Origin of the sequence: Streptomyces muensis (assembly GCF_021474425.1) — a bacterium.
GTDB classification, from domain to species: Bacteria; Actinomycetota; Actinomycetes; order Streptomycetales; family Streptomycetaceae; genus Streptomyces; species Streptomyces muensis.
The window spans coordinates 21,555-35,668 of record NZ_JAKEIP010000068.1 but is presented as its reverse complement, the minus strand read 5'-3'; the positions used below and the strand labels follow the sequence as shown (position 1 = coordinate 35,668).

9 protein-coding genes are annotated in these 14,114 nt (G+C 68.8%); 5 read left to right on the top strand and 4 right to left on the bottom strand.

Going from position 1 to position 14,114, the window contains the following annotated elements:
• Window positions 1–296 precede the first annotated feature (296 nt).
• Together L0P92_RS18465 and L0P92_RS18460 are read left to right on the top strand one after the other, a co-directional pair.
• Window positions 297–1,337, top strand: a complete 1,041-nt coding sequence (locus L0P92_RS18465; protein ID WP_234763844.1) for a RecB family exonuclease — start codon at window positions 297–299, stop codon at window positions 1,335–1,337.
• A 14-nt stretch (window positions 1,338–1,351) separates the two neighbouring features.
• On the top strand, window positions 1,352–2,023 hold the full coding sequence (locus L0P92_RS18460; RefSeq protein WP_030946450.1) for a response regulator: 672 nt from the start codon (window positions 1,352–1,354) through the stop codon (window positions 2,021–2,023).
• Window positions 2,024–2,106: 83 nt separating this feature from the next.
• Here the strand turns inward: L0P92_RS18460 and L0P92_RS18455 are convergent, their stop codons facing one another.
• From L0P92_RS18455 to metH, 4 genes are all read right to left on the bottom strand, one after another.
• Window positions 2,107–3,687, bottom strand: a complete 1,581-nt coding sequence (locus L0P92_RS18455) for an ABC transporter substrate-binding protein (protein WP_234763843.1) — start codon at window positions 3,685–3,687, stop codon at window positions 2,107–2,109.
• A gap of 99 nt (window positions 3,688–3,786) precedes the next feature.
• Window positions 3,787–5,391, bottom strand: coding sequence for an ABC transporter substrate-binding protein (locus L0P92_RS18450; protein WP_234763842.1), 1,605 nt, complete (start codon window positions 5,389–5,391; stop codon window positions 3,787–3,789).
• A 435-nt stretch (window positions 5,392–5,826) separates the two neighbouring features.
• Window positions 5,827–6,525, bottom strand: a complete 699-nt coding sequence (locus L0P92_RS18445; protein WP_234763841.1) for an HAD family hydrolase — start codon at window positions 6,523–6,525, stop codon at window positions 5,827–5,829.
• A 175-nt stretch (window positions 6,526–6,700) separates the two neighbouring features.
• Window positions 6,701–10,219, bottom strand: coding sequence for a methionine synthase (metH, locus tag L0P92_RS18440; protein ID WP_234763840.1), 3,519 nt, complete (start codon window positions 10,217–10,219; stop codon window positions 6,701–6,703).
• Between the two features lie 328 nt (window positions 10,220–10,547).
• Here metH and L0P92_RS18435 point away from each other — a divergent pair, with 328 nt between their 5' ends.
• The 3 genes from L0P92_RS18435 to glpK all read left to right on the top strand — a co-directional run bounded on the left by L0P92_RS18435 (window position 10,548) and on the right by glpK (window position 14,076).
• Window positions 10,548–11,312 carry an IclR family transcriptional regulator gene (locus L0P92_RS18435; RefSeq protein WP_062722797.1) on the top strand — a complete coding sequence of 255 codons (765 nt, stop codon included), beginning with the start codon at window positions 10,548–10,550 and terminating at the stop codon, window positions 11,310–11,312.
• 330 nt (window positions 11,313–11,642) lie between these two features.
• Complete coding sequence (locus tag L0P92_RS18430; protein WP_234763839.1) at window positions 11,643–12,437, top strand: MIP/aquaporin family protein; 795 nt, start codon at window positions 11,643–11,645, stop codon at window positions 12,435–12,437.
• 97 nt (window positions 12,438–12,534) lie between these two features.
• On the top strand, window positions 12,535–14,076 hold the full coding sequence (gene glpK, locus L0P92_RS18425; protein WP_234763838.1) for a glycerol kinase GlpK: 1,542 nt from the start codon (window positions 12,535–12,537) through the stop codon (window positions 14,074–14,076).
• The last annotated feature ends 38 nt before the right edge of the window (window positions 14,077–14,114 follow it).

Below are 14,114 nucleotides of genomic sequence, written 5' to 3'. Positions count from 1 at the left end.
GGTCGGGGCGTGCGGGGTCGGCGGCCGGGGCCGTACGGTCTGTTCGGCGCTCGGTCGATTCGCGCTCGGTCGACTCGTCGGTGCCGGACCGCGGCTGCCCGCTCCCGCCGCTCTCGTCCACGGTGTCCCCTCGTTCGAAGCGTCGTCCGCGCCTGTCGGGCGGATGGGTCTGGGTCGATGGTATGCGGCCGTCGCGGCGTGTTCCGCCCCGGCACCCCTCTCTGTTTCCCCGGCTGTCGCGGCCGTAACGGCCGCGGCTGGGTCACTGTCAGTGGCGGGCCGTAAGGTCTGTGGGCATGGAGACGAGCACGGAGGGTGCCGCGGGGGACCGCGGCGGTGATGTCGCGCCGGTGACCGGGCCGGTTGCGGACGAGTACCCGGCGGGGGCGGACGGCGCGGCGGTGACGACGGTCGAGGCGGGTACGGGGGCGGTGCAGCCGGGTGCGGGGTCGGGTGCGGTGCGTGATGAGGCCGCCGGTGTCCGTGTCATACCGCCGTCCTCGCTGTCTCCCTCGCGTGCGAGTGACTTCATGCAGTGCCCGCTGCTGTACCGGTTCCGGGTGATCGACCGGCTGCCGGAGAAGCCGAGCGCGGCGGCGACGAAGGGGACGTTGGTGCACGCGGTGCTGGAGCGGCTCTTCGACGCCCCGGCGGCCGAGCGGACGGCGCCACGTGCGAAGTCGCTGATTCCGGGGCAGTGGGACCGGCTGCGGGAGAGCCGGCCGGAGGTCGTGGAGCTGTTCGCGGACGATCCGGAGGGCGAGCGGCTGGCGGCGTGGCTGGGTGAGGCGGAGCGACTTGTCGAGCGGTGGTTCGGGCTGGAGGATCCGACCCGGCTGGAGCCGGCCGAGCGCGAGCTGTTCGTGGAGGCCGAGCTGGATTCGGGGCTGCGGTTGCGCGGCATCATCGACCGGGTGGACGTGGCGCCGACGGGTGAGGTGCGGATCGTCGACTACAAGACGGGCAAGGCGCCCCGGCCCGAGTACTCCGAGGGCGCGCTGTTCCAGATGAAGTTCTACGCGCTCGTCGTGTGGCGGCTGAAGCGGGTGGTGCCGCGCCGGCTCCAGCTCGTCTATCTCGGCAGTGGTGACGTGTTGACCTACGACCCGGTTCTCGCCGATCTGGAGCGGGTCGAGCGCAAGCTGCTGGCGCTGTGGGAGGCGATCCGGGAGGCGACGGAGACCGGCGTGTGGCGGCCGCGGCCGACGAAGCTGTGCGGCTGGTGCGATCACCAGGCGCACTGCCCGGAATTCGGCGGCACTCCCCCGCCTTATCCGTTGCCGGTCAGGGCGGGCGAGTCCGGTGGCGGCACGCAGGGCAGAATGGGGCCGGACTAGCGAAGGAGACTTACGTGGCCATCCGCGTCCTACTGGTCGACGACCAGCCGCTGCTGCGTACCGGCTTCCGGATGATTCTGGAGGCGGAGCAGGACATCGCGGTCGTGGGCGAGGCCGGCGACGGCCTTCAGGCCCTCGACCAGGTGCGGGCCCTGCAACCCGACGTGGTTCTGATGGACATCCGTATGCCTCGGATGGACGGGGTCGAGGCGACCCGGCAGATCACCGGGCCCGGGCGGGACGGCCCGGCGAAGGTGCTGGTGCTGACGACCTTCGATCTCGACGAGTATGTGGTGGAGGCGCTCAAGGCGGGGGCCAGTGGGTTTCTGCTGAAGGACGCTCCGGCCAATGAGCTGGTGCAGGCGATTCGTGTGGTGGCGGCCGGGGAGGCGATGCTCGCGCCGAGCATCACGCGCCGGCTGCTGGACAAGTACGCCACGCATCTGCCGTCGGGCGACGAGCCGGTACCGGACACGCTGCACACGCTCACCGAGCGTGAGGTGGAGGTGCTGAAGCTGGTGGCGCGGGGGCTGTCGAACGCGGAGATCGCCGCGGATCTGTTCGTCAGTGAGACCACGGTGAAGACGCATGTGGGCCATGTGCTGACCAAGCTGGGGTTGCGTGACCGGGTGCAGGCCGCGGTGTACGCGTACGAGAGCGGGCTGGTGCGCCCCGGCGCGCAGTAGGAGTCTGCCTTGACGCAGGCGGAGGGCGCCCCTTGTGAGAAGGGGCGCCCTCTGTCGTGTGCGGGCGGGGTACGGCCCGTCCGTCAGCCCTTGCTGAGTTCCCAGAAGCGGAAGACGGTGGAGGCGTCGAGGCAGTACTCCAGGCCGTAGACGTTGTCGCGGACGACGGCGTACTGCTTGGCCTGCCAGACGGGCAGGACAGGGAGTTCCCTGGCGACGATGTCCTGGAGCTGGTTGAACTCGTCGTCGGTGGCGGAGCGGTCGCTCTCGGCGGAGGTGCGCGGGATGAGCGAGCCGGTGATGGCCTTGTTGCTGTAGTTGTTGCTCAGGACGTTGCCCTTGCCGAAGAAGGGTGAGGTGAAGTTGTCGGCGTCCGGGTAGTCCGGGATCCAGCCCTTCACGTAGACGCCGTACTTGCCGGCGGCGATGTCCTTCTCGTACTGGTCGAAGGCGACGGACTGCACGTCGGCGTCGAACAGGCCGCTGTCGTTGAGCTGCTGGGCGATGGCCTTCAACTCCTGGTCGGTGGCCGGGCCGTAGCGCGACGGGGTGGACCAGAGGGTCAGCTTGACCTTGCCGGTGATGCCGTCGTCCTGGAGCGCGGCGGCGGCCTTGGCCTTGGAGGGGCGGGCGCCGTAGGTGTCGAAGAAGGCCGTGTTGTGGCCGCCGATACCGGCCGGGATGATCGAGTACAGCGGGCTGGCGGTGCCTTCGTAGACGTCCTTGATGAGGGCGTCGCGGTCGATCAGGTAGGCGATGGCCTTGCGGACGCCGAGCTTTCCGGCGACCGGGTCGTCCATGTTGAAGACGAGGTGCTGGACTTCGGCGCTGCTGCCCTCGACGACCTCGACGCCGTTGTCGCCGCCGGACTTCTCGATGTCGGCGATGTCGCCCGCGGTGAGGCCTCGGTAGGCGATGTCGACCTGGTTGTCGCTCAGTGCCTTCTTCAGGGCGTCCTGGTCGCCGTGGAAGAACTTCAGGGTGACGCCGGAGTTCTGCACCTCGGCGGTGCCCTTGTAGTTCTCGTTGACGGAGAAGACGGCTTCGTCGTCGTCGAAGGAGTCCAGCTTGTACGGGCCGGAGCCGACTGCCTCGTTGTCCTCGCGCAGGCCGTTCGCGTCGTACTGTTCCTCATCGACGATGGAGCCGGCGCCGGAGGCTATCTTGCTCGGGAAGGTGGCGTCGGGGGTGTTGAGCCGGAAGACGACCGTCTTGTCGTCCGGGGTCTCCACCTTGTCGAGCGTGGGGAACATGACCGCGGGCCCGTCGGGGTCGTTGATCTTCAGCATGCGGTCGAAGGAGAACTTGACGTCCTCGGAGGTGAGCGCGTCACCGTTGCTGAACTTGAGGCCGTCTCTGAGGGTGCACTTGTAGACCTTGGTCTGCGTGTCGGAGAAGGTGCACTGCTCGGCGGCCTCGGGCTGGGGTTCGGTGGCGCCCTTGGGGAAGCTGAGCAGCGACTGGAAGACGTTGTTGAACAGCAGCCAGGAGCCGGGGTCGTAGCCGGAGGCTGGGTCGGTGGCCAGGACGTCGTCGGACATCCCCATGACCACCGAGGTGCCGGTCCCCCCGGTATCGCCCGTCTCCGTTCCGCAGCCGGTCAGCAGGCCGGAGGCCAGCCCTGCCACGACGGGCAGGACCGGCCACTGGTTGCGCATGTTCACGTACGAGTGCCTTGTCGTCGGTTGTGTGGAACCCGGGCCGAAGTCCTGGATCCCGGGCCGGCCCGGCGCCTTGGTCGTGGCGCCGGGCGCGGGGAGACGTCAGCCGCTCACGCCACGGCCGAGCTCCCACAGCTGAAGGGTCGAGGAGGAGTTGAGCGCGTAGGCGGTGCCCGTGACGTCGTCTCCGGCGGCGACGTACTGCTTGCCCTGCCACAGCGGCAGCACGGGTACGTCGTTGGCCACGATGTCCTGGATCTCCGTCAGGCTGCCGGACGCGGACAGCCGGTCGGCGACGCGGCGGGACTCCGGGATGAGGTTGTTGCGGATCGCGCTGTTGGCGTAGGGCGAGCCGAGGAAGTTGTCCTTGTCGAGGAAGGGTGCGAGGAAGTTGTCGGCGTCGGGGAAGTCGGGGAACCAGCCCATGCCGTAGACGTCGTACTCGCCCTTCTGTTCGGCGGGGCGGAACGTCGCCCAGGGGGCGCCCTCGATGTCGACGTCGAACAGGCCGCTGTCGTTGAGCTGCTTCTGCAGCAGCTCGAACTCCTTCTTGGTGGCCGAGCCGTAGTGGTCGGTGGTGTAGTGCAGGGTCAGCTTCACCGGGGTGGTGATGCCGGCCTTCTCCAGCAGCGACTTGGCCTTGGCGGCGCTCGGGTCGCCGTACTTGTTGAAGAACGAGTTGGAGTGGCCGGTGACGCTGGCGGGGACCAGCGAGTACAGCGGTTCGGCCTGGGAGCCGTAGACCTTGGAGACGAGTTCGCCGCGGTCGATGATCTGGGCCATCGCCTGGCGGACGGCCTTGCTGCGGACGCTCGGGGCGTCGGTGTTGAAGGCCAGGTAGCGGATTTCCAGGCCGGAGAGGTCGACGAGGTCGACGCTGTCGTCGGAGTCGGCGGACAGCTTCTGGATCTGCTCGGGCGACATGGTGCGGGTCGTCAGGTCGATGTCGCCGTTCTCGAGGGCGGTGCCCATCTCGTCGGCGTCGGCGAAGTTGCGCAGTTCGACCTTGTCGTTGTTCACCGTCAGGCTCCCCTTGTAGTCGGGGTTCTTGGTGAACACGGCGGAGACCAGTGCGTCGTTCTTGACCTCGGCCTTGAGGGTGTAGGGGCCGGAGCCGTCGACCTCGAAGCCGTCGCGCAGCTTGTCCTTGGCGTAGATGTCCGGGTCGACGATGCCGGCGACCGGGGTGGACAGCTTGAACGGGAAGGTGGCGTCGGCTGTCTTGAGGTGGAAGATGACGTCGCGTTCGCCCTGGGTCTCGACGGTGTCGATGGTGGACAGCAGGGCGAAGACGCCGCTGTCGGCCTTGAGGGAGCGGGCGCGGTCGATGGAGTACTTGACGTCGTCGGCGGTGACGGGGTCGCCGTCTGCGAACTTGAGGTCCGGGCGCAGTTTGCAGGCGTAGCGTTCGTTGCCGCTGTCGGTGAAGCCGCAGCTCTGGGCGGCCTCGGGGACGGGGTCGCCGTCGCCGCGCGGCTGGACCATGAGGGTCTGCACGGTCTGGCGCAGGATGTTCCAGGTGCCGACGTCGTAGGCGTACGCCGGGTCGAGGGGTGCGGGAGCGTCCTTCGAGGCAGTGAACGCGTCCGTGGTGCCGACGACGATCGCGTCGCCGCCGTCGCTACCGCTGTCGGTTCCGCCGCAGGCGGCGAGAACCGGCGCGAGCAGGCCGATGACGGCCGGCAGCACCAAAGTCTTGCGGTTCATGCTCGGGTTTCTCCAGCTGTCGACTCCGTGTACCCGGCATGCAGGGGTGTTGCGGCGGGATCACGGGGGTAAGGGCGATGTTCTCGCGACGAGGTTAGTCCGCGCTCGCAGGAGGGTTCACCGCCACCGGAGTTGAGCACCCATCACGCTGTGAAACCGGTCGCGGACGCACCGGAAGCCTGATGGTGGAAGGATTCGTGCACCCGTCCATCAATCGGGACACAAGGGTGCGCCTGAAGGGCCCGTTGGAGGGGTGTTGGCACGGAGTTGGGCGCCTGTCGACCCTCTTGGGAGTGGCGAACGTCACAAACTGAACGGTCTTGGTGTGCACCGGAATTCAGCCATCGCACGGGATTCGAATTCCCTTGCGGAATTCCCGGGGCTAACGGCGTTGCACTCTGGGTGAACGCCGGTCCTATTTCCGTTGTCAGGTGGTCATCGGGCCACGATCAGGCCGCGCAGAAATGCCAGATCGACCTGTTCCAGGGAGGTCACCACGGTGCGCCGGGCGGCCGGGGTGATCGGGGCGACCGACGGCACGGCCACCACATGGCAGCCCGCGGCCTCGGCGGCGGCGACGCCGGTCGCGGTGTCCTCGACGACCGCGCATCGGGTGGGGTCGGCGCCGAGTCCGGCCGCGGCGAGCAGGTACGGGTCCGGGTGCGGCTTGGTGCGGGTCACCTCGTCGCCGGCGACGGTCAGCGCGAAGTACTGCGGGCCGAGCGAGGTGAGGACCCGGTCGATGATGCGCCGGTGCGAGGCGGAGACCAGGGCCGTGGGGATCTCGTACTCGGCCAGCTCGGCCAGCAGCCGGGCGGCCCCCGGCATCAGCGGCAGGGCGCGGTCGATACGGTCCTCGAAGCCCTGGTTGAGCAGGACGGTGAGCTCGGCGAGGGTGATGTCGGCGCCGGTGGCCTCGATCAGGAACCCGGCGCTGCGGGTCATCGGGCCGCCGACCACGACATGGCGCCAGGTGTCGTCGAGGGTGTGGCCGAGGCCGGCGAAGACCTCGACCTCGACGTCCCACCAGAAGCCCTCGGTGTCCACCAGGGTTCCGTCCATGTCGAGGAGGACGGCCTGCAGGGCCGAGCCGTCGGCCGTACGGGTTACTGGTGCGGGGACCGTGCTGGTCATCCACGTACCTCCTTGAAGGGACGATCAGGCCGGTTCCCACGGAGGGAACCGGCCTGCGGTGGACCGTCCAGTGTACGACGGGTCTCGTTGGATCGCCTGGTTCAACGGGTGTGCCTCGGGGCACACGGGTGACACACCGGCAGCGGTGGCGGGGCGGTGCCGGCGTGCGCCGGTGTCAGCGTGCGTTGAAGTACTTCGCCTCCGGGTGGTGGATGACGATGGCGTCCGTGGACTGCTCGGGGTGCAGCTGGAACTCCTCGGACAGGTGGACGCCGATGCGCTCGGGCTGGAGCAGGTCGGCGATCTTGGACCGGTCCTCCAGGTTGGGGCAGGCGCCGTAGCCGAGGGAGAAGCGGGCGCCGCGGTACTTCAGCGCGAACATGTCCTCGATGTCGGACGGGTCCTCACCGGCGAAGCCCAGCTCGGAGCGCACGCGCGCGTGCCAGTACTCGGCGAGCGCCTCGGCCAGCTGCACGGACAGGCCGTGCAGTTCGAGGTAGTCGCGGTAGGAGTTCGACTCGAAGAGCCGGGCGGTCTCCTCGCCGATGCGCGAGCCCACGGTGACGACCTGGAGGCCCACGACGTCGGTCTCGCCGGACTCCTGCGGGCGGAAGAAGTCCGCGAGGCACAGCCGGCGGCCGCGGCGCTGGCGCGGGAAGGTGAAGCGGGTGCGTTCGTTGCCGTGCTCGTCGAGGAGGATCAGGTCGTCGTCCTTGGACACGCACGGGAAGTAGCCGTAGACCACGGCCGCTTCGAGGAGGTTCTCCGTCTGGAGTTTGTCGAGCAGTCCGCGCAGCCGTGGGCGGCCCTCGGTCTCGACGAGTTCCTGGTACGACGGCCCCTCACCGGTGCGGGCCTCCTTCAGGCCCCACTGGCCCTTGAAGAGGGCGCCTTCGTCGAGCCAGGACGCGTACTCCTTGAGCTGGATGCCCTTGATGACGCGGGTGCCCCAGAACGGCGGGGTGGGCAGCGGGTTGTCGGTGGCGACGTCGGAGCGGCCGCCCGTGTCCTCGGGACGCTCGTCCAGTACGGCCGTGGCGGCGGCGCTGCGGACGCGGCGCTGCTTGAGGTCGGGCAGCTTCGCGCCGGGCACGCCCCGCTTGACGCCGATCAGGGCGTCCATCAGGCGCAGGCCCTCGAACGCGTCGCGGGCGTAGCGGACTTCGCCCTCGTAGATCTCGTGCAGGTCCTGCTCGACGTAGGCGCGGGTGAGGGCGGCGCCGCCGAGGATGACGGGGTAGTTCGCCGCGAGGCCGCGCTGGTTGAGCTCCTCCAGGTTCTCCTTCATGATCACCGTGGACTTGACCAGGAGGCCGGACATGCCGATGACGTCGGCGCGGTGTTCCTCGGCGGCCTCCAGGATCGCGGAGACGGGCTGCTTGATGCCCAGGTTGACCACGTTGTAGCCGTTGTTGGACAGGATGATGTCGACGAGGTTCTTGCCGATGTCGTGGACGTCGCCGCGCACGGTGGCCAGCACGATGGTGCCCTTGCCGTCGGCGTCGGACTTCTCCATGTGCGGTTCGAGGTAGGCGACGGCGGCCTTCATCACCTCGGCGGACTGCAGGACGAACGGCAGCTGCATCTGGCCGGAGCCGAACAGTTCGCCGACGACCTTCATGCCGTCCAGCAGGGTGTTGTTGACGATGTCGAGGGCGGGCGTGTCCTGGAGGGCCTCGTCGAGGTCGGCCTCCAGGCCGTTGCGCTCGCCGTCGATGATGCGGCGCTTGAGGCGCTCCTCCAGCGGCAGGGCAGCCAGTTCCTCGGCCTTGCCGGCCTTGAGGGACTTGGCGGTGGCGCCCTCGAAGAGCTGCATCAGCTTCTGGAGCGGGTCGTAGCCCTCGGCGCGGCGGTCGTGGATGAGGTCGAGGGCCGTCTGGACCTCTTCCTCGCTGAAGCGGGCGATCGGCAGGATCTTGCTCGCGTGGACGATCGCCGAGTCCAGGCCCGCCTTGACGCACTCGTCGAGGAAGACGGAGTTCAGCAGGATGCGGGCGGCCGGGTTGAGGCCGAAGGAGATGTTGGACAGCCCGAGGGTGGTCTGGACGTCCGGGTGGCGGCGCTTGAGCTCGCGGATCGCCTCGATGGTGGCGATGCCGTCCTTGCGGGACTCCTCCTGACCGGTGCAGATGGTGAAGGTCAGGGTGTCGATGAGGATGTCCGACTCGAGGATGCCCCAGTTCGTCGTCAGGTCCTCGATCAGCCGTTCGGCGATCTCGACCTTCTTCTCGGGGGTGCGGGCCTGGCCCTCCTCGTCGATGGTCAGCGCGATCAGCGCGGCGCCGTGCTCCTGGGCGAGCTTGGTGACCTTCGCGAAGCGGGACTCCGGACCGTCGCCGTCCTCGTAGTTGACGGAGTTGATGACCGCGCGGCCGCCGAGCTTCTCCAGGCCGGCCTGGATGACGTCGACCTCGGTGGAGTCCAGGACGATCGGCAGGGTGGAGGCGGTGGCGAAGCGGCCGGCGAGCTCCTCCATGTCGGCGACGCCGTCGCGGCCGACATAGTCGACGCACAGGTCGAGCATGTGGGCGCCCTCGCGGATCTGGTCGCGGGCCATCTCCACACAGTCGTCCCAGCGGCCCTCCAGCATGGCCTCGCGGAACTTCTTGGAGCCGTTGGCGTTGGTGCGCTCGCCGATGGCCAGGTAGGAGGTGTCCTGGCGGAACGGGACCGTCTGGTAGAGGGAGGCGGCGCCGGGCTCGGGCTGCGGGGCGCGCTCGACCGGCGTGGCTTCGCGGACCCGCTCCACGAGCTGCCGCAGGTGCTCGGGGGTGGTGCCGCAGCAGCCGCCGATGAGGTTCAGGCCGTAGTCCCGTACGAAGGTCTCCTGGGCGTCGGCCAGGCCCTCGGGGTCGAGCGGGAAGTGGGCGCCGTCCTTGGTGAGGATCGGCAGACCGGCGTTCGGCATGCACAGCAGGGGGGTGCGGGAGTGCCGGGCCAGGTAGCGCAGGTGCTCGCTCATCTCGGCGGGGCCGGTCGAGCAGTTCAGGCCGATCATGTCGATGCCGAGGGGCTCCAGCGCGGTCAGCGCGGCGCCGATCTCGGAGCCGAGCAGCATGGTGCCGGTCGTCTCGAAGGCCATCGAGACGAGGAGCGGGACCTCGGTTCCGGTGGCCTCCATGGCGCGCCGGGCGCCCAGGATCGACGACTTCGTCTGCAGGAGATCCTGGGTGGTCTCCACGATCAGGGCGTCCGCGCCGCCGGCGAGCAGGCCCTCGGCGTTCGCCTGGAAGCCGTCGCGCAGCGTGCCGTAGCCGATGTGGCCGAGGGTCGGCAGTTTCGTACCGGGGCCGATGGAGCCGAGTACCCATCGCTGGCGGCCGTCGCGGGCGCCGTAGGCGTCGGCGGTCTCGCGGGCGATGCGGGCGCCCGCCTCGGAGATCTCGTGGATGCGGTCGGCGATGTCGTACTCGGCCATGGCCGAGTGGTTGGCGCCGAAGGTGTTGGTCTCGACGCAGTCCACGCCCGCCTCGAAGTAGGCCTCGTGGACGGAGCGGACGATGTCGGGCCGGGTCAGGTTGAGGATCTCGTTGCAGCCCTCGAGGTTCTCGAAGTCCTCGAGGGTGGGCTCCTGGGCCTGCAACATGGTGCCCATCGCTCCGTCGGCGACCACCACACGGGTGGCGAGCGCCTCGCGGAGGGCGGACACACGGGTCCGGCTGTCGGCGGAAGGGGTCGGTGGCAACGAGGCCATGAAAGGGCTCCCTGGAATGCGACGGCTGTCGGCTTTGCACCCTTGCGTGACGTTCCACGCCGGGCGCACCCCGCCAGCGTAGCCGGGACCGCGGCCAAAGGGTCAGGCCGTCCACGGGGCGGACGCGGACGACGGCAGGGGTGCTCACCGGATACGAGTGACACAGACGGTGGGGGCGCTCACCGGATACGTGTGACACAAGAGAAGCAGCCGGATGGCGACGGACCATTAGCGGGAGGTCGGCATCGACCGGTAGTGTTCGACATTGCCGAACGGCGGCAGCGACGTCGCGATGTCGACGGTCGAAGGGGACGGAGGCAGTACGGCGATGGCACGGAACATCCAGTCGCTCGAACGGGCGGCCGCGATGCTGCGGCTTCTCGCAGGCGGCGAGCGACGCCTCGGCCTGTCGGACATCGCCTCCTCACTGGGCCTCGCCAAGGGCACCGCCCACGGGATCCTGCGCACCCTCCAGCAGGAGGGCTTCGTCGAGCAGGACGACGCCTCCGGGCGCTACCAGCTGGGCGCGGAGCTGCTGCGCCTGGGCACGACCTATCTGGACGTGCACGAGCTGCGGGCACGCGCGCTGGTGTGGACGGACGACCTGGCGCGTTCCAGCGGGGAGAGCGTCTACCTGGGTGTGCTGCACCAGCAGGGCGTTCTGATCGTCCACCATGTCTTCCGCCCGGACGACAGCCGGCAGGTGCTGGAGATCGGCGCCATGCAGCCGCTGCACTCCACGGCGCTCGGCAAGGTCCTCTCGGCGTACGACCCGGTCGCGCACAGCGAGGCGATCGAGGCGGACCGCAAGGCCTTCACCGACCGGACCGTGTGCGAACTCGACGGCTTCGAGCATCTCCTCGACATGACACGTGCGCGTGGTTACGCGGCGGACGTGGAGGAGACCTGGGAGGGCGTCGCCTCCCTGGCCGCGCCCATCCATGACCGGCGCCGCATGCCGGTGGGCGCCGTCGGCATCACCGGCGCCGTGGAACGGCTGTGCCGGGACGGCGAGCTGCGTCCGGAGCTGATCGCGGCGGTGCGGGACTGTGCCCGCGCGGTGTCGCGGGATCTGGGCGCCGGCCGGTTCTGAGGACCCGTAGGGCCCGTATGGGACGGGAGTGACCGCCGGGACGTCGTAGGACGTCCCGGCTTTCGTCGCGCCTCGGCCCGAGTGTCCCCATGTCGATAAATCAACACAACCAACAACGATCGCGCATTCAACGACAGAGCCCTTGACGCACATGCGACGCCGGGGCAAGACTCCCGTCCATCGGTCGGCATTGTCGAACACCTACCGGCAATACGCGCTAGAGTGTGGCAACGCCAAGGGCCGGCATCGCTCTCACCCCCGAGGGCAACGCGAACCACCGGAGGGACCCGGGGTTCGGCTTCCCCTGGACGAAGGACAAAGGAGTCGCGGGTGTCCAGCTCCGACATCTTCATCGGCGAGACCATCGGTACCGCCATACTCATCCTGCTCGGCGGGGGCGTCTGCGCCGCCGTCACGCTGAAGGCCTCCAAGGCCCGCAACGCCGGCTGGCTCGCCATCACCTTCGGGTGGGGCTTCGCAGTGCTCACGGCGGTCTACACCTCGGCGCCGCTGTCCGGCGCCCATCTGAACCCGGCCGTGACGGTCGCTCTCGCGATCAAGGACAACGACTGGAGCAACGTTCCGACGTATTTCGCCGGGCAGTTCCTCGGCGCCATCATCGGTGCCACCCTGGTCTGGGTCGCCTACTACGGCCAGTTCCACGCCCACCTCACCGACAAGGAGATCGTCGGCGGTCCGGGTGCGCAGGCCACGGCGGCCAAGGCCGTCGAGGCCCAGGAGAAGGGCGCCGGCCCGGTCCTGGGCATCTTCTCCACCGGTCCCGAGATCCGGAACGCGGTGCAGAACCTCGCCACGGAGATCATCGGCACCGTCGTGCTGGTCCTCGCCGTCCTCACGCAGGGCCTGAACGACGCCGGCAACGGCCTCGGCACCCTGGGCGCCCTGATCACCGCACTCGTGGTCGTCTCCATCGGTCTGTCGCTCGGCGGCCCGACCGGTTACGCGATCAACCCGGCCCGTGACCTCGGTCCGCGTATCGTCCACGCCCTTCTGCCGCTGCCCAACAAGGGCGGTTCCGACTGGGGCTACGCCTGGATCCCGGTTGTCGGTCCGCTGATCGGCGGCGCCATCGCGGCAGGCATCTACAACGTCGCGTTCGCCTAGGAGCAGCGAGCTTCACCCATCCGGGTGATACGCAACGAAACTCTCAGCGCGCGCCGTACGTAAAGCCCCATAACCACGGAACTTCCAGGAGCTAACAGTGACCGACGCCCACACCGCCGGCCCCTTCATCGCCGCCATCGACCAGGGCACCACCTCGTCCCGCTGCATCGTCTTCGACCGCGACGGCCGGATCGTCTCCGTCGACCAGAAGGAGCACGAGCAGATCTTCCCGAAGCCGGGCTGGGTCGAGCACAACGCCACCGAGATCTGGACCAACGTCCAGGAGGTCGTCGCCGGAGCCATCGCCAAGGCCGGCATCACCCGCGACGACATCAAGGCCATCGGCATCACCAACCAGCGCGAGACCACCGTGCTGTGGGACAAGAACACCGGTGAGCCCGTCCACAACGCCATCGTCTGGCAGGACACCCGCACCGACGCGCTCTGCAAGGAGCTCGGCCGCAATGTCGGGCAGGACCGCTTCCGCCGTGAGACCGGTCTGCCCCTCGCCTCCTACTTCGCCGGTCCCAAGGCCCGCTGGCTGCTGGACAACGTCGAGGGCCTCAAGGAGCGCGCCGAGGCCGGCGACATCCTCTTCGGCACCATGGACACCTGGGTCATCTGGAACCTGACCGGCGGTGTCAACGGCGGCAAGCACGTCACCGACGTCACCAACGCCTCGCGCACCATGCTGATGAACCTGCACACCATGGCGTGGGACGACAAGATCGCCGAGTCGATCGGTGTGCCGCTGCAGATCCTGCCCGAGATCCGCTCCTCCGCCGAGGTCTACGGCGAGGTCACCGGCGGCAAGCTGGGCGACCTGCTCGGCGGCATCCCGGTCGCCTCCGCGCTCGGCGACCAGCAGGCGGCCCTGTTCGGCCAGACCTGTTTCTCCGAGGGCGAGGTCAAGTCGACGTACGGCACCGGCACCTTCATGGTGATGAACACCGGTGAAAAGATCATCAACTCCTACGCGGGTCTGCTGACCACGGTCGGCTACAAGATCGGCGACCAGCCGACGGTCTACGCCCTGGAGGGCTCGATCGCCGTCACCGGTTCGCTGGTGCAGTGGATGCGCGACCAGATGGGTCTGATCTCCACCGCGGCCGAGATCGAGACGCTCGCGCTGTCGGTCGAGGACAACGGCGGCGCCTACTTCGTGCCGGCCTTCTCCGGCCTGTTCGCCCCGCACTGGCGTTCCGACGCCCGCGGTGTGATCGCCGGCCTGACCCGGTACGTCACCAAGGCGCACCTCGCGCGTGCCGTCCTGGAGGCCACCGCCTGGCAGACCCGGGAGATCGCCGACGCCATGGTCAAGGACTCCGGTGACGAGCTGGTGGCCCTCAAGGTCGACGGTGGCATGACCGCCAACAACCTGCTGATGCAGACGCTCTCCGACGTCCTGGACGCCCCCGTGGTGCGCCCGATGGTCGCCGAGACCACCTGCCTCGGCGCCGCCTACGCCGCCGGTCTCGCCGTCGGCTTCTGGAACAACACCGACGACCTGCGCGCCAACTGGCGCCGGGCCGCCGAGTGGACCCCCCGCATGGACGCGGAGACCCGCGACCGTGAGTACAAGAACTGGCTCAAGGCCGTCGAGCGGACCATGGGCTGGCTCGAGGACGACGAGAGCTGACAGCAGCTCTTGCCAGCTCTCGAACTCTGATGAGGAGT